A 26,159-nucleotide genomic window follows, 5' to 3' on the forward strand; every position below is an offset into this window, starting at 1 on the left:
GGAGTCAGCCGTCACACGACAGTTGCGTCCGACTCAGTTGATCCGCAATTCAATTGAATATCCACTCATACATACCCCATAAACTCTTTGGTCGGGTTCCAAAACGAGCACCGTATTGTAAGCTCCTTACCGGTTGTATATTGATGCGTGGGTAATACAGTGTTTTCTCGACGCAGTTCTCCGTGGGGTTCTCCGGAAGACTTAATTGAGACTATGTTCAAGTCGATCTCGATGGCACAATCAACGGAACGGCTTCGACGCTATCTCGATGACGAACTCGAGGAGTGTCGAAGCGAGGATATCGAGCGTCGGCTCGACGAGCTAGGGACGCTCGAGGCGGGACTTGGGACGGCACAGGCCGACGCTGAACTCGATGTCCTCTCGGCACTCGGGAACGAGACGCGTTACACGCTCGTGCGCGTACTGGTTGCAGCACAGGAGGAACTCTGCGTTTGCGAGTTGAACGCGGTCGTTGATGTGACCGAGAGCGGTCTCAGTCACGCCCTCTCGAAACTCGTCGATGCGGGTCTCGTCGACGGCCGGAAGGACGGTCGCTGGAAGAAGTATCGGGCAACCAATCGTTCGATAGCACTCGTCGCGGTCCTCGAAGGGAGCGTGAACGGTGATGCGTAACGTCGAACACGAGCACGGCCCGCACTGTGACTGTCCAGATTGTGGGGACCCGCGGTCGATGGATTTCCTCGATAAGTACCTCACCGTCTGGATCTTCGCCGCGATGGCAATCGGTGTGGGAGTGGGCTATGTCGCCCCGTCGGTCACCGAGCCGATTCAGAACCTCCACTTTGTGGAAATCGGGCTCGTGCTGATGATGTATCCACCGCTGGCGAAAGCTGATTACTCGCAGCTCCGGGCGGTGTTCAGTAACTGGCGAGTACTCGGGCTCAGTCTCGTCCAGAACTGGCTTATCGGCCCAACCCTCATGTTTGGGCTTGCGGTGATCTTCTTCAGCGGGATTGTTCCCGGTCTCCCGGCCCGTCCCGAGTTCTTCCTCGGACTCGTGTTTATCGGAATGGCCCGGTGTATCGCGATGGTGCTCGTTTGGAACGAACTCGCCGAGGGTTCGACCGAGTACGTGACCGGCCTGGTCGCGTTTAATAGCCTCTTCCAGATCATCACGTACGGAGTGTACGTCTGGTTCTTCGCGCTGTATCTTCCGCCGCTACTCGGCATGGAGTCGCTCGTCGCCGGGATCACGACGTTCGATATTACACCGATGCAGGTGTTCGAGGCGATCGTCATCTTTCTCGGGATTCCATTTGCCGGTGGCTTCCTTACCCGCTCCGTCGGAACGCGGGCTAAGGGCGAGGAGTGGTACGACGAGGAGTTCATCCCGAAAATCGATCCCCTTACACTCGTTGCACTGCTGTTTACCGTGATCGTCATGTTCGCCACGCAGGGGGAGAACATCGTCGCCTCGCCGGGCGATGTCTTGTTGATCGCCGTTCCGCTGACGATCTACTTCGTCGTGATGTTCCTCGTGAGCTTCGGGATGGGCCGCGGCATCGGCGCGGACTACTCGACGACGACCGCGATTGGATTCACGGCTGCTTCGAACAACTTCGAGTTAGCAATCGCGGTCGCAGTCGCCGTGTTCGGTGTCGGTTCTGGCGTCGCGTTCACGACCGTCGTCGGGCCACTCATCGAGGTTCCGGTCCTACTGGGGTTGGTCAATGTCTCCCTGTACTTCCAGCGGAAATTTGACTGGAGTGCCTCCAGTACTGAGAGTCTCGATGCAGCAGCGCCCGATCCAGCAGCTAACGATTAACCACTACCACAATCATGTCCACTAACAGTACTTCAGACGATCCGATCCGTATCGCCTTCATGTGCGTCCAGAACGCTGGCCGCTCCCAGATGTCCACGGCGTTCGCGCAACGCGAACGCGACCGCCGCGGTCTCGCCGACCGCGTCGAAATCCTGACTGGCGGGACGCATCCAGCCGACCGCGTCCATGAGGAAGTAATCGAGGTAATGAACGACGTGGGGTTCGACCTCTCCGATCGAACGCCCCGTGAAATCACGATCGACGAACTGCAGTCCTGCGACTACGTCGCCACGATGGGCTGTTCGACACTCGACGTCGGCAACGTTGGCGAAGATGTCGATGTTCGTGATTGGGCGCTTGCAGATCCCGATGGAAAGGATTTCGACCGAGTTCGCGAGATCCGTGATGAAATCGAACAGCGAGTCATTGCACTGTTCGACGAGTTCAATACGTCGACCTGAGCAACGGTACTACCGCACCTAGTATCCGGTTTTTGCTGGGTCCGAACAACTATCGCGAGCACAGTTGTGACCGCTATCGCGGAGAGCCGTAAGCTGTGCTGACGGGCGACAGGCTGTTGAACGACATCGCAGCGACTTCGGTTCGTCGATCGACCCTTTCGAATGCGACAGCGGTCGACTTCCGGTTCGGGTTGCTGCCATCGGTAAGCAGTTCGTGTCGGTCCGTGATGTCAAGGGAACGGCGTCGGAACGGACGGCATCGATCTCACCGATCCTGCTGTCCTGTTGAAGTATTTCCGGGTTTCCTCTTGGGATTCGACTCTGGCTCGCTATCGGAGTCGTCACTCCTTTCGCCGTCGAACACATCGTTTGCAAGGTCCTCGGCACCCGTTTTCCGTAGTCCGCGATCGAGGCGTCTCATGTAGTCGCTGCGGTTCCGGACGTCGGCCGTCAACAACGTCTCGGCCACTCGTGAGATCGTTCGCTCGAAGGCGTCGTTCGAACGGATCACGTCCCCGTCGGTCGCGGCCCGAATCGATTCGCTCACGGCCTCGATGCACGTTTCGATTCGTCTCTCGGACCCGTGTCTCTTTGCACCCTCGACGACTACATCGGCGTAGACCCCTTCCAGAAACGCCGCCGGATCGTCGACTGACGGGCCATTCGCGTACTCGCGGAGTTCCGCGTCGAGCCGCTGGTACCATCCGTCGGCACCGCTCTGTGCGGTTTGAAAGAGCGATCGAACGTACACGGCGGCGACGAACGCGGCCGAACGTTCCTGCGTTTGCTCCGTTGCGATCGCTTCGATCGTGGTGGAGACGATTTCGAGCCACGCCGCCGCCTCCGAGGCATCGGTGTCGGTTCGACTGACGCTCGCGAACGCCTCTGCGTACACCCGTTCGAAAACCTCCGTTCGCTCGGTCCCGTCCCGCTCGAGCGAGACCCCGTCGTCGAGGACTGCTAGGGCTTCGGTGACGCCGAACCGTACCCCCTCGGGCGGAGCGTCGGCGGCGAGTGCGAGTGCGCCACCGAAGACCGACACGACGTACTCGACGGGGTGGGACGGATTGTCTGGGGCTGTGGCCGCAGCTTCGATCCGGGACAGCACTGCCTCGACCAGGCGTTCGTGCGTCCGTTCACCGACATCGGTCCGGGTCAGTACTGCCACCAGAATCTCGGCGTCCGCCGATGCGAACGCGTCGTACCACTCCGTCGTGCTCGGCCCGTCGACGGACTTCCGACTGGTCCGCAGCGACCGGACGAGCACCTCGATCCACTCCCGGGTGCGATTCGATTCCCCGTTGGCCGCCCAGTGCACGGCAGCCCCGCCGAATACGTCCGCTAGGAAGGTGAGCGGATCGTCGACCGAGTCAGTCGTAGTCGCTCTCGCTTCGATCCGCTCCGTGAGGCCTGTATACCACGTCCGCTCCCTGCGCGGTCTCACTCCGTCGTTCGATCCGGCCAAATCCGGGTTGTAACCCCGGACGTGCGTCGACAGCGCCCCGCAGTAGATATCCGTTAGATACCGCCTCGTCTCGGCTGTCGATGCGTCGGATGCTGCTCCTCGCATCGCTGCTTCGTCGTATCGTTCTATCCAGTCCTCGAAACCGAGGGAGTCGTCGAACGGGATCGAATCACTGCCGTAAGGGTACTGATTGACTTCGTCTGGGTGGTCCCGCTCTACGTCGCCGAAGGACGCAAGCACCTTCGCGTGCAGCGATGCCCGGAGTTCCCACTCGTTTGCGAAGTGATTCGAACTCGCGATCGTATCGACGAGCCGATGACAGTTCGAGAACAACTGTTCCGCTCGGTCGAGTTCGCCCGTTCGGATGACGGCCCGAACAGCGCGGCCGTATGCATCGACCACGAACGTTTCAGGGTCATCGAGGTCCGCCTTGACCGCTGTTTGGCACATGCTGTGGCCGACAGCGTCGAGCCAGGGGGTAAACACGTCGTCCGGACAGCCGTGTTCGAACACCCACAGACCGATCCCGGCGGCGTAACTTTCTTCGAGCATCGCTGTTCGGGCGTCTGGATCATTGATGAGCGCTGTCGCGTCCCCGACACGCGACTCGATATCGGCTATCCAGGCTGACAGCTCCTCTGGAGGACACTCGAGGCCCGCTACAGCTCCGATCATAGAGCCAACGGAGTTCTGGAGCACCACTGCCGTGGACCGGTCGGAGGGGCTCATCGCGTACTGGCGAACGAGTGAGAATAGTGTGGTGAGGCCGCCGTTGGCCGTCGTGGGATCCTCGGCCCGGTGGACGATTTGCTCGACTGCACTCCCGTAGACGAAGTGGAGCGGAAACTGTCGCACGTCATCCGAGACTGCATCGTGAAGGGCCTGGTCGACACACCCGATTGCACCGTGGTTTACCCTCGTTCCGTCCGGCGGCTGTGCGAGCGTCGCCAATGCACCCGAGAACGCGGTGGCAAACGGTTCCAGATCTCCGCCGGCGGATTCCTGACCGCGCGGGGTCGCGGTTTCGTTGGTGAGGGTCAGGACACCCCGCGCGACCGCGTGGACCCACTCGTCCGTCGTCGGCTCTGCTGTCGCCACGGCAGCGATCGCGGTCCCGTAGACCTCGCCTCGATACTGGACGGATTCATCGGTGTCGGAACTTCGATTGCGCCCGACATCTGCCACAAGGTCGTCGATGAACGAGAGCCACTGCTGTGCCGCGTCAGGGCCGTGCGTGGTCGAGATGATATCGACGGCCTCAGCGACGACGTGGCCGACGAACTCGCCAGTCAGTGCGTGATCCGGAACTCCCGAAACCGCTGCCAGTGTGCTCTGGTCCGTGACCGACTCGACATCGACGGTCCGACGAGACGGTGACTGGACCTCGTTCCAGCCGATTGCATCGAGCAGGTCACCGGCGACGGTTTCTGGATCGCGGTCAGAAACAGCGTTCGGCTCGTCGAGTGAGAACTCGACGCGGTCGTTCCAGGCTGCCAGTTCGTCACAGCCAGCCCGCTCACAGGTGTCGTCGAGTCGCTCACGGTCGCTGTCGTCGCAGATGAGCAGCGCGCCCGTACAACTGCCCTTCGTAACCCATTCGGGAAGCGCTCGAACGCCGTCGTCGCTGGTGATCCTCGCCGGCCCGGTACCGTACGTCGCGACGACGACCGCGTTCGGCGTTGCGTCGATTCCAGTCCGAATGTGGTCCGGATGTGTGAGGTCGGGGAGGACGACGGTTGTGCCCCAGTCCTCCAGTTCCGAGGCGAGCGACGCAGCGAGCCGTCGCTTTCCGCTCGCTTTCGGTCCGGAAAGCACCACAAGCCCCCCGTCAAGTGCGTCGAGGAACTCGTCTCCATCGACGAGCGATGTCCAGTCCGTTGCTGTCTCGCCGGGGGTTTCGTCTGGCTCCTGGGGCGGTGCTGGCAGCTCGCGCTCAGCTGCCGACTCGCGCAACGCTTGCGGTCCATCCCAGTGCCAAGCACCGACGAGTCGAGACGAACCGTACTCCTCGGGCCCCGTCGAAATCTCGTCGAACGACGAACTCGCCGACTGAAGCGCGTCTACTGCCTCCCGGATCTCGTTACATGCCAGGCCGACGACCGATTCTCGGTTCGCGTCGCTACCGAGACGGTCGCGGATCACTGCTCGTGCGGGATCGGCAGCGAACACCCGGAGGTGATCGACCGTTCCAGGCGGGAGGTCCAGAGAGAGTTCAAGCGCCTCGGCGGCCGGGGAGAGTACTCGATACCGAGCGAGTGACTCGAGCCAGTCTGCATCCTCGGCGAGTCCAACGACAACCAGCGCGACTGCAGCGAGGACCGGCGGCGAGCGTTCGTTGGGAATGTGACTCGGGAGGCAACCGCTCGGAACGAGTCCCGAGATACTGTCCGCGAACTCCTCGCTCCAGGCTCCGATTGAGCTGTCACAGTCTCCGAACACTTCCCTGATGTCATCCGGCATGAGGACCGCTGTATCGTCGTATCTCGAGAGGGAGAGAAATGCTGCCGGCGTGACCGTCGCGTCGTACCATCCGAGGTGGTTCTGAAGCTCCGCGGTTTCGAAGTAGTATGGCGGATACCAGGTCTGCTCTAGCACGGCCGCTCGCTCGCCGTCTCGCAGCCCGCCTGGACTCCGCTTTTCGATCCGTCCCCGAACATCGTTGATTGCGGCCGCGGCAGCAGTCGGCGGCGTTCGGACCGTCACGACCGTGTCGACCGTCTCGATGAAACCTCCGGCTATCCCCACATCGCTCCGGCAAAGCCAGTCAAAACTCCGGGGGCGGGTGACGAGCACTGCGCCTCCCGCTCTGGCGAACAGCGACTTCTCGCCGAACTCGTAACTGTAGGTCGACGGGTGCTCTTCGCCAAGGGCAAACACTGCCGAGACGAAATCATCGACGACCACGAGTTCGTCGTCGTCGACACCTGCTGTCGCGGGCAGTCGCTCGACGGTCTGCCCTAGCGACTGCAACTGCTGTGACGTTTCGATACCGGGTGCACCGAGAACGAGCGTTACCTCGCCCGGCTCGACTACGTCCGCTAATTCGCCGGGTCCGACTTCCTGTATCGTGGGGTCCATAGGTTCGTGGTAACCGACTCCGTCGACGACTCCATCCGAGAGAACGACAACGGTGGTTGGTTACGTTCAACTTACCGTACCGTCTGAATAAATTTTTCTACCACACATCGTCATCCATGAGGATCCGTCATCGGGCATCGACGGACGACACCCCTCCCGTTCGCTGCTCCTCGATATCCGTTCTTCGCTTCAAACGTTCCATACAAAGTGTCTTCACGGGCGAAATCACTGTCGCATCGACGTGGGCGTACTCACCAGCGTCTGGAGTGCAGAGAAAACCCGTCCACATACGCCGTAACGGCGGTTACAATGCGAATTGCTTCCAGAACTTGCGGATGGGCGGTTGGCGAGCGGTCGCGAATACTCCGCAGTTTGTGGCCTACATTCCGCTTCAAACTAGGGTTCTATTATCTCCCTCCTTGTAGTTACGATCACCGGTCCATGACTACGTACACTGCAGTCCCCTGCGGGATCAACGTCGGAGTCCACAACCGACTGAAGATGGACGATCGGACGAGTCACAGCGAACTCGATAAGAACGCACTGGCGGATAGTCCCTTCGCAGATGCCGGGGAGGTACTCAGCATCGAGGCCACGCAACGGAACTGGACCGTGGTAACGGCAGTTCGAGGGCCCGTCTCGTCATGACTACCGAGCTACTTTTCTTTGAATCGCGCGGGGCATTCCGTGACTGGCTCCAGGAGTACTCCGGTACTGAGGACGAGCTTTGGGTCGGGTACTACAAGGCGGACTCGGACCGGTCCGGGATCAGTTACGCCGAGTCGGTCGAGGAGGCGATTTGCTTCGGTTGGATCGACGGTCTGATCAACGGCATTGACGACGAACGGTACAAGCGCCGGTTTACGCCGCGAAAGCCCGACAGCAAGTGGTCGAAGAAGAATAAGGAACGCGTCCAGGCGATGGTCGAAGCCGGGAAGATGACCCCGGCCGGAATGGAATTAGTCGAGGCAGCGAAGGAGTCCGGGGAGTGGGACGAGGCCTATCGGCTGGCCGACGACCACGAAATCCCGGACGAACTCGAGGCGGCACTGAAGGAGAACGAGACGGCCTGGGAAAACTTCCAGGCGTTCTCGAACTCGGATCAGCACGCCTTCATCGCGCTGCTCGAGGAGGCGAAGACGGATGAGACGAAACAACGGCGGCTCGAGCAGACGGTTGAACTCGTAGAGCAGGACCTTCGAGCGTATGACGAGGACAATCAGCGGCGGCTGTGAACGATCCCACGAGAATTCTCGATTGACCGGTCGTGAGCTAAGACCTCCCAACAATTCTCGGCCCGGTTTCCCGCGCTGTTGGCTCCAGTCAACGACTTACCTCTCCGACGCCGACTCTGATTTGCGATCCGTTTCGATGACTTGATCCAGACGGAACCTCGGTGAAAACTCCATCACGTTCCTCGGCGACGATCACTGCCGTTTCTTGAATTTGCAGGCCGCTCATTCCTATCCCTATTTTCACCACTCCTTCGATATGATAAGACACTCTGGTCCCAACTGTTTTTCCAATGGCGAACTCTCAAACTAGAACTATCTCAATAGCTCCAGCCTCTATTAACTATAGGACCTAACATCGCAGTAGTTATTATATTGGTGTCCTAAGTTAGCAACATCGATGGTCCAAACCACGCGACGAAGACTGCTCCAGGGGGTAGGCGCGAGTACGGTTGCTGCAACGGGACTCGCCGGTTGCCTCGGTCGAAGTAGTGGGTCCCTCGACTCCATGACTCTCGCGTACGTCCCGATCTATCCGAACATGCAACACTACGTGATGGAACAGGAGGGGTATTATGAGAACGTCCCAGTGGATGTCACTATCGAACGATTCAGCTCTGGACCGAACGTGGTCAAGGCGTTCGCCAGCGGGGATGTCGACGCTGCGCTCTTCGGAATCACTCCTGCGATGGTCCTCGTCGACAAGGGCACCGACGCCGGTATCCTCGCGGCGAACTCGAAAAACGGCTTCAAGATCATGGCGACAACCGAACTCGTCGATCTGTACGACCAGGAAGGGACGGACACGTTCGAGCGATTCGAGCAGGAGAACGGCCGCAAGATACGATTCGGCGCTCCACCGGATGGGAGCGTCCCTGATATCGTGCTTCGGTACTGGACCCAAGAGCACCTCGACATCGGTGAGATGGACTCCGTCATCAACAAGTCGAAAGTCCCACCGTCAAAGGCGGTCCAAACGGTCCAATCGGGCGACATCGACGCGACGATTATCCAGGAACCGTTCGCGACGATCATCGATCAAGATGACGACTTCGGTGAACTCGCTTGGTCTGGTGCTATCCTAGAAAATCACCCGGTTACGGTGCTGTTCGCGAACCAGCAGGTGATCGACGACAACGACGTCTCGCAGTCCCTGGTCGAACAGCATACGGCGGCAACCGAGTTCACGGCAGATTCACCGGATGCAGCCGCTGCCGACGCTGCGTCGGTCATCGGCTCCGGCGTGAGCGAGGATCTCGCTACGGCTGCCATGGACTCACAGGCGTCGGATTTCATCTCGGATCCCCACGCGATTACCGACCAGACCGCAACGATGGGTGAGTTCGTCGCGAACGTCGGCAACATCGAGGAACCGATCGCCACCGAGAACCTTTTCGCGTTCGGTCCTTCCGACGCTGTCCAAGAATGAGCCACCAAACAGAAACCAATTCGAACACGATGGTTACGGCCGGGTTCGAGAGAGACGTGAAGAGGTATCTTCGCGGTCTGGGCGGTCTCCTTGCGTTCCTCCTCGTCTGGTGGGTCGGGGCGATGGCGACCCAGCCGTCGTATTTGGTGCCGGGACCGATCGATTCGGTGCACGCGTTTTTCGACCTCTTCGCAACTTCAACTGCGATTGTGGTCCCCGTCTTCGGGTCGGAGCTAGTGCTTCCAACGGGGCTTGCACACCTCGCAGAGACGTTGTTCCACTACGTCCCTGGCCTCCTCCTCGGCGCTAGCTGTGGTATCGGTTTCGGGCTGGCGATGGGCTGGAACGGTGCGCTCGACGACTGGTTACGGCCACTCGTCCGAGTGCTCCGTCCGATTCCGCCGCTGGCGTGGGTCGTTTTTGCGATCGTCTGGTTCGGCATCCATCACACCGGCGCGGCGTTTATCGTCTTCGTCGGCGCGTTCTGGATCAACTTCTACGGCGCGTATGGTGGCGTCGAGGGCGTTTCGAGCGAACTGACCGATGCCGCGTCGACGCTCGGCGTAGAACGCGACCTCTCGATGTTGAAACTCGTCGCGCTTCCGAGTGCGGCCCCCCAAGTGTTGACGGGGTTCCGGACGAGCATCGGCCGGTGCTGGATGATCGTTGTCGGCGCTGAGTTGTTCGGCGCCCCCGGCGTCGGCTACGAGATCATCAACGCCTCGAACAACCTTGCGATGGCGACCAGCGTCGCCTACATGTTCCTAATCAGTCTGGCGTTCCTCTGTATGGACGTCGGATTTCGACTCATCGAACGGAGTGTACTTTCATGGCGATGAACGAGATATCATCCACGGATCAGGAGTCCAGCGAGAAGATTAGCATTCGGAACGTTAGCAAGGCCTACGAATCGACGCAAGTGCTCGAAGACGTCTCGTTCTCGGTTTCGGAGGGCGAGTTCTGTTGTATCGTCGGGCCGTCCGGCTGTGGCAAGACCACGCTGTTGCGGACGATCGCCGGCCTCGATGACCCGGACAGTGGCTCGGTCCTGGTTGGCGGTAACCCGGTCACCGATCCGGGTTTAGACCGGGGACTGGTCTTCCAGGAGTACGCACTGTTCCCCTGGCGAACCGTCCGCGGGAACATTCGATTCGGGCTCGACCGGCCCGCGTGTGAGTGTGCGGACTGCGAGGCACGGGTCCGGGAGTTGATCGATCTCGTCGGGCTCGAGGGCTTCGAAGACGCCTACCCCAAGGAACTGTCCGGCGGCATGAAACAGCGCGTCGGGATCGCTCGTGCCCTCGCCGTCGACCCGGAGATCCTGTTGATGGACGAACCGTTCGGGAGTGTCGACGCGCGGACGCGCGACCGCCTACACGCCGAATTACTCACCATCTGGGCACAGACCGGACAGACCGTCGTGTTCGTCACACATGACATCGACGAGGCGGTAACACTGGCTGATCGCGTCGTTGTCATGGACGCTGACCCAGGAACCGTACAGTCGACCATCCCTATCGACTTAGAACGCCCGCGTGAACGGACGGCGCATGATTTTGTTGACTCCGTCGCGAGAATCAGAGCTGAACTCGGGAGTCCGATGGACACTCGCCACTGACACCTTCTCCCTGCATTGACATTAACAGTATATGGATCTAGCGAATCACTAGATGGCATCGACTTCTGCGGTGGGGTCCAGTAGTTCGCGGCGCTACTCTGAGACAATGTAACTACGAGTTCGAAGGAATCTGCGATAGCAGAACGATTGGACTCTGTCACAGGCGTTCTAAAACCACTCAACTGAACGCTAGATGGCGATTCACTAAAGCCCAAAGTCCGCTTTCGCTTCGTCAAACCAGCTGTCTCGATAGCCCGAAAACGTACTGCTGCAGCAGTGATGCAGATCAGCCATCCTGCCGGTAACAGAGTTGCCGGCTGGAAACACGCCGTTCTGCATTTTCTTCGTCTTCACATGGAGGCTACGCTCCAAGAATTCTCGACTGGGTCGAGGGAATGGAGAAGGCGAGCCGCGCTCGTCCACTTATACCAGATTTCTTTGGTAAGATTCGTATCCCCGGAGACCAGTGTCGTTCACATGGAAGAACTCAGCACTGATGATGCGCCGCCGAGTATCGGTCCGTTCTCGCAGGGAATCCTCGAAGGCGACCGCATCTTCATCTCCGGACAGGGTCCGATCGACCCCGAATCTGGGGAGATAATCGAGGGCGATGTGCGAGACGAGACGCGCCGAACGTTGGAGAACGTCGACGCCGTGCTACGAGCGGCGGATGCTAGTCTCGACGACGTCGTCAAGACGACCGTGTTTGTGCGCGACATGGACAACTACAACGCCATCAACGAGGTCTACGCAGAACACTTCTCGGAGCCCTTCCCCGCCCGTAGTGCGGTCGAAGTTGCCGATCTGCCGGTCGACATTGAAGTCGAGATAGAAGTGGTCGCGAGCACACCGGACGCCTAGACACGGTTGTTTCTCGGTCGACATCCGGTCCAGACCCGCCAAGCACCTACTACCCAGGGATGAACGACGAAAGAAGCGATCGGTAGAACGGAATCTCTAGCTGGTTAGGCTATATTGTGGAGTTAATCGGCATTCTGTTCGTGTACCTCCTTGAGGAGCGCTGCGATAGCTTCTGCAGATCCTTCGAAGAGTTGTTTCCCGGTTTTCTCATCTGCGACGTTCGGGTCCCCAATCGCTCCGCTATCTGAATATTCGTCGAAGGGGCGATACACAGATAACGGGCCACCACTGATAAGGTCATCTCCACCGAGGTCATACTGTTCCTCCCAGTACGTCGCCGGCATTGCATCGGTATCCACTAGCTCTGGGTACAGATAGAGCATCAATGACGTCTCAAACTCACCGCCATGGGCCATCCCACCCTTCTCGCTATCTCGAACCTCTTCTACGAGGTCAGCCACTAACTCGAAATATGTCGCCCCGAGAATCTCCGCCTCCGTGTGCTCATGCCCGATCTCCGAGACGGCAGCGTCAATGAGTGGCGTATTCCCTCCGTGACCGTTTATCAGTACCAGTGCGTCGAATCCGTTCGAAAGTGCTGAATCAGCCGTATCGCGTATGAAGTCGAGGAGCGTCTCGAACTCGCTGGTGAGTGTTCCTCCAAAGGAGAGATGGTGAGGTGAGTAGCCAGGTCTGACAGGTGGTGTAACCAAGACGGGAATCTCGTCAGCGATGCGTTTGGCACCTACTGTTGCCACACTGTTTGCTAACAGTGTATCGGTCATGACGGGGAGGTGCTCGCCGTGTTGTTCGATACTTCCGACTGGGATAACCAGCACGGATCCATCTCGCTCACCGATAGCCGTGATACTGTTCGCAGACTGTGCGCCAAACGAAACTGTCTCGTCTAATTGTGTAGTTAAGTGCGTCATGCAATACGGAACTCCGCAATGCTGTCTCGATCAACGTCGATGCCAAGGCCGGGATCCTCCGGCACGGATAGCTTCCCATCAGTGATGGTGAACGGGTCAACGATAACATCGTCTTCCCAGCCGTAGTAGACCGAATCCGGTGGGAGAGAGAACCCCGGGATCCCGTGGACAGAGTGCAGAATGGCCGCGGTTCTAATACCGAGGTCAAACGCACAGTGATGAGCTATCGGAATCCCTGCGTCCTCCGCGATAGCTGCCTGCTGGCGTAACCCGGTAATTCCACCTGCCGGAGTCAGATCCAGCACCGCCACATCGATGGCTGCTGCATCGACAAGTCTGCGTAGGTTATGTGGAATGTACGTATCTTCGTTCGGTCCTATCGGTTGTCCAGTTTGATTTTTCAAGCTAGCAAGTGACTTGTGTGCATCAACTCGAATCGGCTGTTCCATATACTGCAGGTAGATCCCAGCGTCTGCGAGTTCTGATCCAACGCGGATCGCCTGATCAATTGTCCAGCCCTGATTCGGATCAAGCCTGAACTCGAGTTCACCATCTACTTCGTCGTGCATCGCTTTAATACGAGCAATGTCTTCTTTCCAGTCACGGCCGGCTTTCGTCTTCAACACGGAGTAGCCCGCATCGAGCACGTCAGCGGCGCGTTGTTTGGATTTTTCGGGTGAGAGAATCCCGAGACAGTACGCGACCTCAATCTCGTGTGCATCCCCGTAATCGTCCTGATGGTCTCTGTGTTTTACGTCTGTCTGACTGGGTGTTGTCCATCCGCCGAGGAGTTCATACACGGGTTTATCGAGTGACTTGCCAACGATATCCCAACATGCTACTTCGACCGGCGCGAAGAACATGTCTGCGTTCGCGTACTCAATAAACACCTGTCGGCGGAGCTTTTCCAGTTCGAACGGGGACTGTCCGACGACGAGTGGTCGGATCCCTTCTTCGATGATTGAGACGGTCGCTTCCGGCGTGAGGAATACACGAACCTCACCCCATCCGGAGAGCCCTTCATCGGTGTCTACCCGGACAAGGACCCGATCCATGTCCTGTAGCGAGTTGTGATTGGTTACGTACGGTCCAATACCTCCGTCTTCGAACGGGACGAGTGGAACGGTAACTGCGAACGCCTCGATATCTGTGATTTTCATGGGTAACTGTGTTTGTGAGTTGATTATTCGGTCGACTTCTGTTACTGTGGTTGATGATGCTGGCGAGATCGGCTACAAGCCATGCCAGGGTTTTTCTCCGTCATGCGAGTGGGAGCACCGTTGAGAAGGCAATGGTAAAGACGAGTCCAAATATGGCAATGAGAGTCGTCACAACCGTCCACGTCTTCAAGGCTTCTGCTTGGGTCAAGCCACCGATTTCGGTGATGATCCAGAACCCACCATCGTTATACCATGAGAGGATGTTCCCGCCGGCACCGATTGCCATTACGAGGTATGCCGGGTGGACCGATAGTTGTCCCACGAGCGGTTCAACGATGCCTGCAGTCGTTAGCATAGCGACGGTTGCAGACCCCTGTGCGATTCGAACTGCAGCCGCAATGATCCATGCGGTGACTATGAGACCGAACCCCAGCCCTTGCAGCGCGTTGGAAATGTACCCGCCAACACCTGCTGCAGCGAGCATGCCGCCAAACGCTCCCCCTGCGCCGACAATTGCGGCGATGTTTCCACCTTCTTTCAGTGCCTCGGTGAGTTCTTCTGCCCACGCTTCTAAATCGTCGGATTTGCTCCGATAGAACGTGATAGCTGAGGCGAGCGCGGCGGCGGTCAGTGCGAAGTTCGGGTCCCCGACGAAGGCAAAGAACGAGACGAACGACGTACTAGCCGCGAAGAACGTATCCGTAACCGTTTGGGCACCGACCAATACGATGGCGAGTACGATCGGCAGTGAAGCCTCCAGTACGCCAGGAAGAGTCGACGTTCGCTGCTGCGATATCTCCTTGAGCTCTTCCGTCGTTGTTCCCATCGTATCGCGGAGTGGGATCTCGATCCGCTTTGAGATGAACTTGCCGTAGACTAGCCCTGATAGCACTGCTGTAGGAGCACCGACCAGAATCCCGATAAGGATCGTCGTTCCAAGATTCGCGTCAATTTCGGACGCGACGGCGAGCGGGCCGGGCGTGGGGGGAACAAAGACGTGAGTCGTTGCGGCGGCAGCGCAAATAACGACGATAAACAGCGAGTAGCTGTGTCCAACACGTGCCCGCATCGATCGCGCGAGTGGGGCAAGCAGGTAGAACACGTTGCCAAAGAAGACTGGAATCGCTAGTATGAATCCGCTTCCGAACAGGGCGTATTCTCCGTTCTCTTCACCCGTAATGGCTGTGAACGAGCGGATAATACGCTCCGCAGCGCCGCTCTCTAACATCGTCTTCCCGATCACTGCAGCCATCAGAATAGGTATTCCCACACCTGCAAACGTGTCGCCGAACGACGTCGCTGTTTCAGACGCGATTTCTTCAAGTGGGACTCCCGGCGCGACGATTCCGACGATGAACGTCGAAATTATTAGCCCGATGAACGCGGGCAATTTGAGCTTGACCAGGAGTAGTATTGTCGCTACTAAACCCACTCCGAACGCTACTAGTGGGGCATGTGGAAATGCCATGTTCTCCCCCACATACTGAACGATTATAAATCTATGCGGGGAAATAGGGTTATTTTCGAAAATATATTCTGGAAATTGTTTTAATTGTGCCGGATTGGTCATAGCTAGTCAGAACACTCGCAACCGGCCGAGGGCTTCGGGATCGATGCCAAATCACTATTGAGAGTCAACATGTTCTGTTCCGATATACGCGAAAAAATCATGTCCATCACCATTTGCCATCTATGATTATTGGCGTTTTTCCGATCACGGAGGAACGACACCGGATAAAGCCTGATCTGCAACTTCACCGCGATAGAGTCCAGTAAATGCGATAGCAGATCGATACCAAGGATGGTGTTCTGAGAAGTACCTTGCTTCTGTCCCGTATTCAGGCTAGATTGATATTTCCTATATGGTCGGAAATGGTATCGAGTGTGTAGAAAAAGGTTTTTGCCACTTGGGAAAGCACCTGCCGCTATGGCAGGAGGTAACACACCGAAAACGATCAGTGCTGTTGAGACTTCGTTTGAGATTTTAGGCGCACTTGATGAGCTAGAACCTGCTGGAGTTTCAGCTATCGCGGAGCAGACCGATATCTCTACGAGTACTGTATTCACTCATCTAAATACGTTACTTAACCAGGGGTATCTTGTTAAAGAGGGCTCCCAATATCGTCGATCTCTACGATTTCTAACCGATGGTGGAACCATTAGACAACGCTTTGAAGCGGCCCAGTTACTCGAAGAGAAAGTTGCCGAATTGGCAGATACAACGGGTGAAATTGCCGGTGCGGCAGTTGAGGAACGAGGGTACCGAATTATTCTCTCTCGTAGTGCCGGTGAGATGGCTGCCGGTGACGAGATTACCATCGGAAACCATACCCGAATGCACTGGACATCGCTTGGCAAAGCCCTTCTTGCGCATTTGTCCGCCACAAAACGCTCCGAAATCATTGATCAGCATGGGCTTCCTCGTGGTACCGACCGGACGTTCACGGACCGGGATGAACTGGAGAACGAACTACGGAAGATCCGTCAGCAAGGATATGCGCTAGATGACGAAGAGCATTTACGGGGTGTGAGGGGTATTGCCGTCCCGATTCTCGATGATGAACAAAATGTAATCGCCTCAATCGGTATCACCGGCCCTCGAAGCCGATTTCAATCCTCATACCTCGCTACTCTCCTCGATACACTGGAGTATGCGAAAAATGAGATCGAGGTCAGAACTCAATACTAGTCCTTCGAATTTCTGTTCGAGGACAGAGAGTCGATGTATTCGACGAGAGGCAGTCTAGCTCGTCCTCAGCTATACGCACCCTCCATGCTAATCACACCGATTTGTAACCGTCCATGACGACAGTGTCACTTCGAGAGTGACGAAATCGACCAATATTCCCACGATCGTTCCTACTCACGCTAGGGCCGGTTCCGCGAACTTCTCAAAATACGGGAGTTCTATGGGGCCCAGACTCAGACGTTCTCCAGATACTGCCGCCGTTGCTCTATCTTCTCCTTCTGAGGACGCTGCTCCTAGTACTTCTTGACTCCTTCGTACTCAATCTGTTCGGCAGAGATGGCGTGTTGTTCCATACAGTAGTGGACGACAACACGGGTGTTGGCCCACCCCTCGAGTAGCGTTCGGTGGCGAGAGCATAGTTTCAGGGACTGTGACGAATTCCGGAGCGTGTACGAAATAGCGTCACTATCTATGCCAACCCCTATCTAGTAGAGGATTCACACAGGAGCTGACCGAGATCAGCCTCCGAATGACGACTGGCACCTGCCACCTGGCTCGCCAGTCTTCGAGATGATCTTGAAAGCGAACGGAATCGTCCTATCTCGGCCACCTGTTAGACGCCACTGCAACTGTATCGACGGCCTTTTTTGGCGAGTTTTACCAGCAGGTGTTCGAGAAGACTGGCAAATCATATCAACCGATAGACGGGTAACTACCAGTCGAAGAGGCCCTGAACTAGACGGTGCATATGAGACGAAGAGACACTTGATTCGACGGTTCGATATTACGAATGTGATCTACTATTTTGATTTATCCGATTAGGCTTTCTAGAGAGGAGTGGTCATAGTTCTCTATAGTGAACTCATGCTGTTTAATCGTTTTAATGACGAATTTTGAACTAGTTCTTTGGACACCATCTATCTGCTCAAATCCGGATACGAGTTCTTCGACTTGTTCGCTATCTTGGAGATGAGAGATGACTATAAAGTCCGTATCACCCATTGTGAAATACACCTGATCTACGCCATTAATTTGCGATAATTCATCACCAACTGTTTCATGGTATCCTTCGGAATATTCTGCTTGAACTTCGGATATAACCGTAACAGACAGCCCTAACTTCCCAAGGTCAATCTCTAGCAGATCATTCTTAAACACTCCCATTTCATGCATCTTTTTAATTCTATAATGTACTGTAGATTTGGGGATTCCAGTCTTTTCATGAAGTTCCTTCGTATTTGATGTTTTTAGATCTCCAATAGCTTCTAATATCTCTATGTCCTTTTCAGTGATATTGTCGTTCTCGCTCATTGGTTTGGTTAGATCTCGAATCCTTGCGTGAATGACGGTTATGGCAATCTCATCTCTCTTTGATTATGATGTCAATCAAAAGTACCGTGGCCTGTCCAGGCGGAGAGTAGAACCGGCCGCGTGCACTACAATCTTGCGTTCCCGATGTCAGAGGCCATTTTATTGGTCGTATTCGTGGTTGACAGCTTTGAAGGCATCTTCTGCTACCTCAAGGGCGTGTTCGATCTCTTCTTCGGTATGGCTATATGCGGTAAAGAAACGCTCGCCCTGCGGTGGAATGCCGAAGAGAACACCCCGAGCGGCGGCTTCGACAAACCAGTCATTGAACTGGTCTCCGTTCGCGTTGAATAGGTCGCGGAACCTGTTTAATTCGGAATCCATCATGAGGACCTGGCCTGCTGAACCGATATATTGAACGTGGGCAGGGATCCCGACATCGTCGATAACATCCTGCAACCCTTTGAAGAGCATCTCTCCTTTTCTGTCGATGTCAGCATAGACATTTTCCTCCTCAAGGACCTCGAGAGTCTTTAGTGAGGCTGCCGCTGAGACGGGATGTCCGTTATACGTTCCACCGTGGAACGCCGTCGTCTCCCAACTCTTTTGGGCGTTGGATTCATCCGGTGGGATGATCTCGTTCATAATCTCGGTTTTTCCGCCGAATCCAGCCATTTGATATCCGCCACCTACAGCTTTCGCGAACGTCGTCATGTCCGGTTCAATACCGAACCGTTCTTGGGCACCGCCTGGAGCTAGACGAAAGCCGGTCATCACTTCGTCCCATATCAAAACGATGCCTAATTCGTCCGTCAGTTCCCGCAAGAACTCGTGATACCCGTCTTGAGGTTTCAAGCATCCAGCAGAGAACATGACCGGCTCGATAATGACTGCTGCCAAGTCATCGGCATGTTCTCGGAGGATCGATTCTGTTGCCTCCTTATCATTAAAGGGGAACGTGAGCGTAAGATCACTGACCGCCTCCGGAATACCTGAGCCGTATGACACCGTATTCGGTCGCTTTTCGTCTCCCAATGCGTCTTCGTCGGCGAGTACACTCTGGAGGAGATAATCGTGTGCGCCACCATAGCCACCTTCTGGTTTGGCAATCTTTTCTTTTCCAGTATATGATCGGGCCACGCGGAGCGCGTGCATGGTAGCTTCTGAACCGCTATTCGACAGGCGGACTTTTTCGATACTGGGAACCAGTTCGACGATTTTTTCCATCAGTTCGATACTGACAACCTGTGGAGTGGCAGTTAGATCGGCTGTTTCTGCCTGCTCTTTGACTGCTTCAGTAACGGCAGGGTGATTGTGACCCAAGATTTTGGGACCAAGCGCCATCAGGAAGTCAAGATATTCGTTATCGTCGAGATCGTAGACATACGAGCCCTCCGCTCGTTTCACGTAAATCGGATATGGGTCGAAATGTCGCACGTTGGATTCGACGCCAAGAGGTGTTACCTCTTTCGCACGCTCGAAGAATTTCTTGTTCTCCTGCGTGTTTTCACGGTACAATCCCTCGTGATCAGTGTCATCCAACTCCATGCCCTTACTTGTGTCTTATGTATAATAAAACTTCTTCATATTGATTATAATCCAATCATTGGCTAATTCTATTGTCTATCCCACATTTAAAGAGGGGAACAGTATAGAGGGGACTACCTGAACGTGCTTGGTTCAGAACGCGTTTTAGTCGTCATCGGCGGTCAGATTGTGAGATTCTTGACTGGCAACAGATGGAGAGATATTCTTCCGCCTTCCGTCCCACTCAGAGAGGAAATAGACAATACCGTACAGGAGGACAATTCCCACGGGGATCAATGCGATAGCTGCCCAGATTGAACGTCCCCAAATCGGCGCACCGTATCCCCATGTAAGGAGTAAGGCTGTCGAAACCGCCACGACAGTGACAGCGTAGTAAATCTGTGTTCGAACATGGTCTATCAGATCAGCTCCGGTGAACGTCGCTGCAAGTACTGTTGTTGGAGCGACTGGTGAGGAGTGATCACCAAAGATGGCTCCTGAAAAAGTTGCACCGACGACAACAGCAACCATTGTGTGATCGCCGGTGAGTTCCCAAGCTAGCGGAACTGCGATAGGTGTCAAGATCGCCATGACTGCCCACGCATCACCCATAGTAAAGGCCATGAATGAACCGATCAGAAGAATAACTATCGGGAGTGTTTCGGGCGTGAGGATCAACGTTGCATAATTTGCGACATAATCGCCAGTTCCTAGCTGTTCAACGACCGAACCGATAGTCCAAGCCAACACAAGAATTGTTAGTGGAGTCAACATAATCTTAAACCCCTTCACAGAAGTATCAACGCTTTCTCCTATAGACATGTAGTCGTAGACGTATGCGTAGTACCAAGTAGTAGCAACCATAGCGAATGACCCAACTACGATAGTGAAAACGTAGTCGGCATTAATCAGTATTTGACGCAGTGTCCGTCCCGGCTCGTATCCTGTAATAAGTGCACCCACCACGACGACACCAAGGAGAACAAATACAGGGGCGAAAAATGTCCGGAGCATTCTGGGTACTCCTTCGATGGGATCCCCGAGATCACCTTTTATGTCCTGCATCGGACTTGCCTGCTCCCGATTAACCTTGCCCGTTTCACGAGCACGATGTTCAGCCGAAAGCATTTCGCCGAAATCGCGTTGAGTGAGGACGATAATCCCGACCATGAATATAGCCAAGATGGAATACATGTTAAACGGGATTGATTGGATAAATATTAGAAATGATGATGGGATCTCATCAGCAGGGATCTCTGTAGCTTCGTATCCAGTGTTGATCATTGACATTTGAAAAGCAACCCACGAAGACAGTGCAATGGTGGAGACTGGAGCTGCTGTAGAATCTACAATATAGGATAGTTTCTCACGAGACATATTAAGCGCGTCTGAGATATCTTTCATAGTGGTTCCAACGATTGCTGCGTTGGCATAATCATCAAAGAACAAACCTATCCCCATTACCCACGCTGCTATACCTGCTTTTCTCTTGCTATCGACGTATTCAGTGACTTTCTCCGCAGCAGCGAGCGTCCCTCCCAACTTCCAGATCATGGCAATGGCGGAACCCAAAAACAGAACGAGTAGTATGATTTGCATATTGAATACACTTTCACCGACGGACTCTGAAATCCATTGAAGGGTGTCAATGGAACCCCAGAATCCGGCTATAATGAGCCCCAATGCGATATTGAGGGGTTCATAGGATGGCAACCCTAACCCGGTGAATACATTTTCGGCAAGTTCTACCCCGTCAAAATATCGATAAATAGTGCCACCAGACCAAACGCCCAAAAACAAGCCGATAATCGCTTTTCTAGTTTTAATGGCGATACTGATCGCTAGGATGAGTGGTAGTAGCGACCATGCACCGTATGCCGTGGCAGACATAGTCCAACATATACTCAACATACACTATATAATTTACTGAGTCGCAGTTATTATAGTCTATTGACGACAAAATCGATTATACTTGGATACAATCCAATTACTGTGTGCGGGAGAGGAGGGGTGCTGTCGGCCATGTCATCGGCCGGACACACATATGGTGGTCAGAAGTTGATATTTAACTCGCGTCTACAAGGATCCCGTCTCCGCAATTGAGGATCTAGAATTTAGTACAAATTATAACAGATATCTTTGCTCTCAACTCGTGCTCAATAGTGGCCAGTAGGTGAACCGCCTCGTGGTAACGTGATTCGAGAGAGCAAAACTCTCTAGTCATCACGGAAGAGTTCAACTCTTCCGAATGATGCTGAGACACTCGGACTGACCCGCCTGTAGATGTCTTCCTCAGACAATGGACTCAATTTCGATCGTACCATGGTGATCGAACTGAAGACGACAAAATTGTATAAGTATGGATAAATTTTAATAATGGCGGGGTACAGTCATATGGTGTATGACAACCGACGAGTTCAAAGGCGATATTCGCCAGAAGCACCGTCGCGCAATCGACGAGGCAACAACGGATATCACCTTTGGTGCTTGGATTGATGGTGAAACACGACCGGCAACTACTGGCGAGACGTTCCAGACGTCGGATCCAGCGATTGACGAACCAATCGCAGACATCCCACGGTGTACCGACGAAGAGATTACTGCTGCTGTCGACGCCGCTCAGTCCGCTTTTGAAGGTGAATGGAGCGATCTTGAAACGTCCGAACGTTCCGCGTTACTCAATGAGTGGGCTGATGAACTCTCGGCAAACCGCGACACACTTGGCCTTCTCGAATGTCTTGACACAGGAAAACCACTCGAATACGCGAAAGCAGAAATTGATGGCGCGATCGCGTTCATCTCGTATTACGCAGATATCGTGCGCTCACACGGTGGAAAACAAATACCTGTTGACGGTGACTCGTTGGTGTACACGCAACGTGAGCCCTACGGCGTCTGTGGCCAAATTACGCCATGGAACTTCCCGCTCTATCTTCTAGCCTGGAAAGTGGCACCTGCGCTGGCGACCGGGAACACTGTTGTACTAAAACCCGCAGAACTCACACCGCTCACCGCGTTATATGCCGCTCAGCTCTCTGCTGATATTCTTCCCGATGGCGTGTTGAACGTCGTCCCTGGATATGGTGAAGAGGCAGGTGCGCCACTTACCGAACACGAGGCCGTTCGCAAGCTTGCGTTCACTGGTGAAGATCTGACTGGTGAGACGATCATGAAGGCAGCCGCAGACAACATCACACCAGTTACGCTTGAACTCGGGGGGAAGAGTCCAATGATCGTTTTCCCCGATGCAGACATCGAAACTGCTGCTGAAGCAGCCGCAGACGGAATTTTCTACAATACCGGGCAAGCATGTGATGCTGCCTCGCGCATTCTCCTTCACGAGGATATCAAAACGGAGTTCACAGAGGCGTTCCTCGACCGTGCAGCCGACTACACCGTCGGAGATCCTCTCGAAGAAGGGACGATGATGGGACCTCTCGCACACCGAGGCCAGCACGAGAAAGTCACAGACTACATTGAACTCGGTACAGAAGAAGGCGCAACCCTGCTTACCGGCGGTAGCTCTCCGGACGATTCCGAACTCGACGACGGCTGGTTTATTGAGCCAACTATCTTTGATGACGTCGATAATGATATGAGAATTGCACAAGAGGAGATTTTCGGGCCAGTTGAGTGTCTCCTCACGTTCTCCGACTACGAGGAAGCAATTGAAATGGCTAATGACATCGACTATGGACTCGCAGGATATGTTATCACTGAAAATGCTTCCCGTGCCCACCAGGCCGCTTCAGATATCGATGCCGGTCTAGTCGCGGTCAACAAATACCCAGGTGATGACCTCGGTGTCCCCTTCGGTGGCTACAAGCGCTCCGGGATCGGACGTGAGTGCGCTGAAGAAACGCTTGATCACTACACGCAGACTAAAACAGTTAACATGGACCTCAAGAATCCGGAGCTATAGTCGTACGATCACAGCTGGCCAGCCATCATCGCGGAATCATGGGGGAGTTCCGAACGTCTGGACCGTAGCATGGGGTGCTCGGTAGGCCCCTTTACGACTACAGTGTCGAGATTCGGATACAGCCGCCCGTGATGTATCTCACTCGCGTACTAGTCTTGAAGCTCATCTTTCAGTACCGTGCCTTTTGTGGGGGCAACGGCCGCAATCACGAACAGCAGGTCACGCTGGAATCCACTCAGTTCTAACGCCGTCGATTGTGGCGTTCTATCAGTTACTTCGGCGGTGGATTTACATGCGTCATTTCGTAGCGCGAAAGCGCCGAAATGACTTTTGGAGCAACATTCAGTAGTGGGACTCTGATTTTCGAGTCTATCGCTATGCCACACGGAGGATCAGTCCCGCGTTCAGTACGACCGCAAGGAGCCACGGCAGCGCCAGGCATGCCGGCACGACCGGCCGGTACGACGAGACAGCATTTCCCGTTGATGCCGGCGGCTATTTGACTGCGCTCGCCACTAGCTCAGACGGTTTAGACACCATTACAACCACAACCGGCCGAACCAAGCACTCAATGGCCGAACGCCTGCTGAGGAGGCGCTGAAATAGATAGTGCCAACAGAAGGTTTCAATAAGCCCCTCATTGCCTCTCTTGATCCGTTCGTGTCGATTCTGGAGGGGTGGGTACGATAGATTCGATGACCCATACGCGTTGGGCCCAGCAAGTGACTACGATCAGTACCGCTAACTGATAAATACGTTAGTGACCTGTCTACACTTTTCGGCCACGATACGGCTGTCCTACCCTCGAGACGGTGACCAGTCCCTCAAAAATAACCATCTTCCTGTCAGTACTGCTGTCGGACTAGATAGACTATCGTCGCGAGCCAGAAGGCTCCTGAAAAGGCGTAAACCGCATCACCGGACGGGTTTTCTGACCCAAACTGTATCGCTGCCAGAACGTACGTCAGGGCGGCGATGGCGAGCGGGAAGATAACATACAGCAACCAGTTTATCCTCCAATTTGCATCCGATTCGTCGTTCGCACGTGCATCGCGAACGAGAACTGCCGGCGTGGTTATCGACGTAATGATCAGGTATATCACCAGTACGAACCCGATGGTAAAGCCGAGACCGCTTTCCGGTCCTCCTGCCAAACCACTCCAGAGGAGGTACGCGAATACAATCGGTACCGTGGTGACGTATCCGATAAGGCCCGTCCGGAAGGTGACGGAGCCATCGGTTTTTGCCTCGATCCAGCCGAGGAAATCCGGTGCGAGTGGATACGACCAGGCACTGCCAAATATCGCTTTGGCCATGGCGATCAGTCCACAGGCAAAGTTAATCAGCACCGCAAACGTAAATGCGAAAAAGCCCACCGCAAACACGAGGATAAACGCGCGTCCAATCTGTTGTACGATCGTGCCCTCAGGGGCCCACGAGTCGAATGCCAGTCCAATAGCGAATATCCCCAGCAGAGCGGAGAACGATCCGGTAAACAGTAGCTGCCAGTTGAACGCATTTCGGGCATTTTCTCGCGTAAAGTCGCGTTTTGCAACCAAGTATATGACCGCTGGAAGAACAAATCCGGTTCCGAGACCCAATAGATGGACGAAGATTCCGCTCAGAGTTCGTTCAGTCAGGAGGGTCGGTCCCGGTTGTGCTTGTGTCTCGGTCGATGTGGATCGGTGTTCGTTGGACATAGGTGCGTGGTGTTCGGTCTGGTTGTGTAGCCGTGATGGACAGCAGATGGTTTGTCGGTCGATTCGTTGGTGTTACTTCGGACGGATACTGTCGGGAAGAACGCTCTTCGTTGCCCTTCTTTTGGTCCGGATCTCTCTCGCCAGTCGCTCAGCGAGCAGCAAGACAACACACACTACAAAGAGGTTGCCACCCGCTTCCCAATACCCGTTTGTACTCTCCACGAGTGAATCGATCGGGATAACCGGCGCAACGATTCCGATCGCAAAGAGGACGAGCGTCAACTGAAAGCCCGCAAGCACTAGCGTTCGGATACCGGCTGGATTTCGGAGGTGAACGAAATCGTCGACTGAGAGGGTCTCGAGCGGCGTCTCCAACGCAAGCGCCTCTTTTCCTTCGGGTGAGAGCGGCCAGTTCGATTCCGGATGGTTCAGGTAGTACAACGTGATCGACTCTGGATACGTGTCAGCAGCGATGACGTCCCGCTCGCGGAGTTCGTTCAGTCGGAGACGGACCGTCTCTTTGCTCACGTCCGGCTGAACTCGAGCGCGAATTTGTTCGGCCGAAAAGTACGGCCGCTCGGCTTCGAGTATCGTCTCGACGACGTGGCGCTGTGTGAGTTTTTTGTCGAGATTATGTTCAATCCGGTTCTCGATCCAAGGCGGGAGGGTGGACATCGTGTCAGTGATCACACCATGATTGGGAGGGGAGTTAAACCCACATCCGAATTTGGCGGGCACCAAATCGGTTCATGCAGGCGAATACGATCGATTCCTTGGACTATTCGGTTTTTATACTCGCTCTTGAGTAGCACGTTACTGATCTTACAGCGTTGCGTTGATGGCTTCTGTGAATGTTATTCTTTCAGGTTTTCGCAAGAGCTTGCGACGTAGCTGGAACGCTCGGAAATACGGTGGTCTTTTGCAATGCTTTGATGAGGCGAGGGCCACGGTCGCAGCAGTTATCCGTAGCTCTCGCAGGTGTTTCCATGTG

20 protein-coding genes and 4 pseudogenes are annotated in these 26,159 nt (G+C 55.2%); 13 read left to right on the top strand and 11 right to left on the bottom strand.

Translation table 11 applies throughout. The features are described 5' to 3' along the window. Window positions 1–231 precede the first annotated feature (231 nt). Genes SM755_RS21945 through SM755_RS21955 form a run of 3 tightly spaced genes read left to right on the top strand, consistent with a single transcriptional unit; the run spans window position 232 to window position 2,247 of the window. Window positions 232–633, top strand: coding sequence for a metalloregulator ArsR/SmtB family transcription factor (locus SM755_RS21945; protein ID WP_323174564.1), 402 nt, complete (start codon window positions 232–234; stop codon window positions 631–633). Continuing rightward, window positions 626–1,786 (top strand): ACR3 family arsenite efflux transporter, encoded by a 1,161-nt coding sequence (arsB, locus tag SM755_RS21950; protein ID WP_323174565.1) that lies wholly within the window; start codon window positions 626–628, stop codon window positions 1,784–1,786. Before SM755_RS21945 ends, arsB begins: the two co-directional genes overlap by 8 nt. 14 nt (window positions 1,787–1,800) lie before the next feature. Further along, window positions 1,801–2,247 carry a low molecular weight phosphatase family protein gene (locus SM755_RS21955; protein WP_323174566.1) on the top strand — a complete coding sequence of 149 codons (447 nt, stop codon included), beginning with the start codon at window positions 1,801–1,803 and terminating at the stop codon, window positions 2,245–2,247. Between the two features lie 265 nt (window positions 2,248–2,512). Here SM755_RS21955 and SM755_RS21960 read toward each other — a convergent pair whose 3' ends face one another. Further along, the gene (locus tag SM755_RS21960) at window positions 2,513–6,790 is read right to left on the bottom strand and encodes a hypothetical protein (protein ID WP_323174567.1); all 4,278 of its coding nucleotides are present in this window, start codon (window positions 6,788–6,790) and stop codon (window positions 2,513–2,515) included. Between the two features lie 441 nt (window positions 6,791–7,231). Here SM755_RS21960 and SM755_RS21965 point away from each other — a divergent pair, with 441 nt between their 5' ends. The 7 genes and pseudogenes from SM755_RS21965 to SM755_RS21995 all read left to right on the top strand — a co-directional run bounded on the left by SM755_RS21965 (window position 7,232) and on the right by SM755_RS21995 (window position 11,930). Next, window positions 7,232–7,438 carry a hypothetical protein gene (locus SM755_RS21965; RefSeq protein WP_323174568.1) on the top strand — a complete coding sequence of 69 codons (207 nt, stop codon included), beginning with the start codon at window positions 7,232–7,234 and terminating at the stop codon, window positions 7,436–7,438. Further along, complete coding sequence (locus SM755_RS21970; RefSeq protein WP_323174569.1) at window positions 7,435–8,025, top strand: YdeI/OmpD-associated family protein; 591 nt, start codon at window positions 7,435–7,437, stop codon at window positions 8,023–8,025. Before SM755_RS21965 ends, SM755_RS21970 begins: the two co-directional genes overlap by 4 nt. 505 nt (window positions 8,026–8,530) lie before the next feature. Next, a complete protein-coding gene (locus tag SM755_RS21975; RefSeq protein ID WP_323174570.1) occupies window positions 8,531–9,451 on the top strand; it encodes an ABC transporter substrate-binding protein in 921 nt (306 codons plus the stop codon). Next, on the top strand, window positions 9,448–10,290 hold the full coding sequence (locus tag SM755_RS21980; protein ID WP_323174571.1) for an ABC transporter permease: 843 nt from the start codon (window positions 9,448–9,450) through the stop codon (window positions 10,288–10,290). Before SM755_RS21975 ends, SM755_RS21980 begins: the two co-directional genes overlap by 4 nt. Then, window positions 10,281–11,069, top strand: a complete 789-nt coding sequence (locus SM755_RS21985) for an ABC transporter ATP-binding protein (protein ID WP_342674269.1) — start codon at window positions 10,281–10,283, stop codon at window positions 11,067–11,069. The genes SM755_RS21980 and SM755_RS21985 overlap by 10 nt, the downstream gene beginning before the upstream one ends. A gap of 249 nt (window positions 11,070–11,318) precedes the next feature. Then, a pseudogene (locus SM755_RS21990) lies at window positions 11,319–11,444 on the top strand (IS5/IS1182 family transposase); the annotation flags it as partial. A 102-nt stretch (window positions 11,445–11,546) separates the two neighbouring features. After that, complete coding sequence (locus SM755_RS21995) at window positions 11,547–11,930, top strand: RidA family protein (RefSeq protein WP_323174573.1); 384 nt, start codon at window positions 11,547–11,549, stop codon at window positions 11,928–11,930. 122 nt (window positions 11,931–12,052) lie between these two features. Here the strand turns inward: SM755_RS21995 and SM755_RS22000 are convergent, their stop codons facing one another. The 3 genes from SM755_RS22000 to SM755_RS22010 all read right to left on the bottom strand — a co-directional run bounded on the left by SM755_RS22000 (window position 12,053) and on the right by SM755_RS22010 (window position 15,490). Further along, window positions 12,053–12,862: a creatininase family protein gene (locus tag SM755_RS22000; protein ID WP_323174574.1), complete on the bottom strand. Its 810-nt coding sequence runs from the start codon at window positions 12,860–12,862 to the stop codon at window positions 12,053–12,055. Further along, the gene (locus SM755_RS22005; RefSeq protein WP_323174575.1) at window positions 12,859–14,022 is read right to left on the bottom strand and encodes a mandelate racemase/muconate lactonizing enzyme family protein; all 1,164 of its coding nucleotides are present in this window, start codon (window positions 14,020–14,022) and stop codon (window positions 12,859–12,861) included. Before SM755_RS22005 ends, SM755_RS22000 begins: the two co-directional genes overlap by 4 nt. Window positions 14,023–14,122: 100 nt before the next feature. Beyond that, window positions 14,123–15,490 (bottom strand): gluconate:H+ symporter, encoded by a 1,368-nt coding sequence (locus tag SM755_RS22010; protein ID WP_323174576.1) that lies wholly within the window; start codon window positions 15,488–15,490, stop codon window positions 14,123–14,125. A gap of 459 nt (window positions 15,491–15,949) precedes the next feature. Between SM755_RS22010 and SM755_RS22015 the strand changes: the two genes are divergently transcribed. Next, entirely contained in the window at window positions 15,950–16,711 is a 762-nt protein-coding gene (locus tag SM755_RS22015) for an IclR family transcriptional regulator (RefSeq protein WP_323174577.1), read from the top strand. Window positions 16,712–17,521: 810 nt separating this feature from the next. Here SM755_RS22015 and SM755_RS22020 read toward each other — a convergent pair. The 3 genes from SM755_RS22020 to SM755_RS22030 all read right to left on the bottom strand — a co-directional run bounded on the left by SM755_RS22020 (window position 17,522) and on the right by SM755_RS22030 (window position 21,436). Continuing rightward, window positions 17,522–18,022: an Lrp/AsnC family transcriptional regulator gene (locus SM755_RS22020; RefSeq protein ID WP_323174578.1), complete on the bottom strand. Its 501-nt coding sequence runs from the start codon at window positions 18,020–18,022 to the stop codon at window positions 17,522–17,524. A gap of 159 nt (window positions 18,023–18,181) precedes the next feature. Then, window positions 18,182–19,567, bottom strand: a complete 1,386-nt coding sequence (locus SM755_RS22025) for an aspartate aminotransferase family protein (protein WP_323174579.1) — start codon at window positions 19,565–19,567, stop codon at window positions 18,182–18,184. 144 nt (window positions 19,568–19,711) lie between these two features. Next, complete coding sequence (locus SM755_RS22030) at window positions 19,712–21,436, bottom strand: Na+/H+ antiporter NhaC family protein (RefSeq protein WP_323174580.1); 1,725 nt, start codon at window positions 21,434–21,436, stop codon at window positions 19,712–19,714. A 511-nt stretch (window positions 21,437–21,947) separates the two neighbouring features. Between SM755_RS22030 and SM755_RS22035 the strand changes: the two genes are divergently transcribed. Further along, on the top strand, window positions 21,948–23,468 hold the full coding sequence (locus SM755_RS22035) for an aldehyde dehydrogenase family protein (protein ID WP_323174581.1): 1,521 nt from the start codon (window positions 21,948–21,950) through the stop codon (window positions 23,466–23,468). A gap of 86 nt (window positions 23,469–23,554) precedes the next feature. On the opposite strand, the pseudogene SM755_RS22040 reads toward SM755_RS22035, so the two are convergent. After that, a pseudogene (locus SM755_RS22040) lies at window positions 23,555–23,707 on the bottom strand (PadR family transcriptional regulator); the annotation flags it as partial. A gap of 268 nt (window positions 23,708–23,975) precedes the next feature. Here SM755_RS22040 and SM755_RS22045 point away from each other — a divergent pair. Next, window positions 23,976–24,074 (top strand): annotated as a pseudogene (locus SM755_RS22045) (integrase core domain-containing protein); the annotation flags it as partial. Between the two features lie 239 nt (window positions 24,075–24,313). On the opposite strand, the gene SM755_RS22050 reads toward SM755_RS22045, so the two are convergent. The 3 genes and pseudogenes from SM755_RS22050 to SM755_RS22060 all read right to left on the bottom strand — a co-directional run. After that, window positions 24,314–25,168: a DUF4870 domain-containing protein gene (locus tag SM755_RS22050; RefSeq protein ID WP_323174582.1), complete on the bottom strand. Its 855-nt coding sequence runs from the start codon at window positions 25,166–25,168 to the stop codon at window positions 24,314–24,316. 72 nt (window positions 25,169–25,240) lie between these two features. Beyond that, the gene (locus SM755_RS22055; protein ID WP_323174583.1) at window positions 25,241–25,843 is read right to left on the bottom strand and encodes a hypothetical protein; all 603 of its coding nucleotides are present in this window, start codon (window positions 25,841–25,843) and stop codon (window positions 25,241–25,243) included. Between the two features lie 147 nt (window positions 25,844–25,990). After that, window positions 25,991–26,157: pseudogene (locus SM755_RS22060) on the bottom strand (IS1595 family transposase); the annotation flags it as partial. Window positions 26,158–26,159 lie beyond the last annotated feature (2 nt).

It is taken from the genome of Natrialba sp. PRR66 (assembly GCF_034808065.1).
In the GTDB taxonomy this organism is placed as follows: domain Archaea; phylum Halobacteriota; class Halobacteria; order Halobacteriales; family Natrialbaceae; genus Natrialba; species Natrialba aegyptia.

Coding starts and splice junctions, on each gene's coding strand:
- SM755_RS21945 (WP_323174564.1), top strand. CDS start 232: ATGGCACAATCAACGGAACGGCTTCGACGCTATCTCGATGACGAACTC.
- arsB (WP_323174565.1), top strand. CDS start 626: ATGCGTAACGTCGAACACGAGCACGGCCCGCACTGTGACTGTCCAGAT.
- SM755_RS21955 (WP_323174566.1), top strand. CDS start 1,801: ATGTCCACTAACAGTACTTCAGACGATCCGATCCGTATCGCCTTCATG.
- SM755_RS21960 (WP_323174567.1), bottom strand. CDS start 6,790: ATGGACCCCACGATACAGGAAGTCGGACCCGGCGAATTAGCGGACGTA.
- SM755_RS21965 (WP_323174568.1), top strand. CDS start 7,232: ATGACTACGTACACTGCAGTCCCCTGCGGGATCAACGTCGGAGTCCAC.
- SM755_RS21970 (WP_323174569.1), top strand. CDS start 7,435: ATGACTACCGAGCTACTTTTCTTTGAATCGCGCGGGGCATTCCGTGAC.
- SM755_RS21975 (WP_323174570.1), top strand. CDS start 8,531: ATGACTCTCGCGTACGTCCCGATCTATCCGAACATGCAACACTACGTG.
- SM755_RS21980 (WP_323174571.1), top strand. CDS start 9,448: ATGAGCCACCAAACAGAAACCAATTCGAACACGATGGTTACGGCCGGG.
- SM755_RS21985 (WP_342674269.1), top strand. CDS start 10,281: ATGGCGATGAACGAGATATCATCCACGGATCAGGAGTCCAGCGAGAAG.
- SM755_RS21995 (WP_323174573.1), top strand. CDS start 11,547: ATGGAAGAACTCAGCACTGATGATGCGCCGCCGAGTATCGGTCCGTTC.
- SM755_RS22000 (WP_323174574.1), bottom strand. CDS start 12,862: ATGACGCACTTAACTACACAATTAGACGAGACAGTTTCGTTTGGCGCA.
- SM755_RS22005 (WP_323174575.1), bottom strand. CDS start 14,022: ATGAAAATCACAGATATCGAGGCGTTCGCAGTTACCGTTCCACTCGTC.
- SM755_RS22010 (WP_323174576.1), bottom strand. CDS start 15,490: ATGGCATTTCCACATGCCCCACTAGTAGCGTTCGGAGTGGGTTTAGTA.
- SM755_RS22015 (WP_323174577.1), top strand. CDS start 15,950: ATGGCAGGAGGTAACACACCGAAAACGATCAGTGCTGTTGAGACTTCG.
- SM755_RS22020 (WP_323174578.1), bottom strand. CDS start 18,022: ATGAGCGAGAACGACAATATCACTGAAAAGGACATAGAGATATTAGAA.
- SM755_RS22025 (WP_323174579.1), bottom strand. CDS start 19,567: ATGGAGTTGGATGACACTGATCACGAGGGATTGTACCGTGAAAACACG.
- SM755_RS22030 (WP_323174580.1), bottom strand. CDS start 21,436: ATGTCTGCCACGGCATACGGTGCATGGTCGCTACTACCACTCATCCTA.
- SM755_RS22035 (WP_323174581.1), top strand. CDS start 21,948: ATGACAACCGACGAGTTCAAAGGCGATATTCGCCAGAAGCACCGTCGC.
- SM755_RS22050 (WP_323174582.1), bottom strand. CDS start 25,168: ATGTCCAACGAACACCGATCCACATCGACCGAGACACAAGCACAACCG.
- SM755_RS22055 (WP_323174583.1), bottom strand. CDS start 25,843: ATGTCCACCCTCCCGCCTTGGATCGAGAACCGGATTGAACATAATCTC.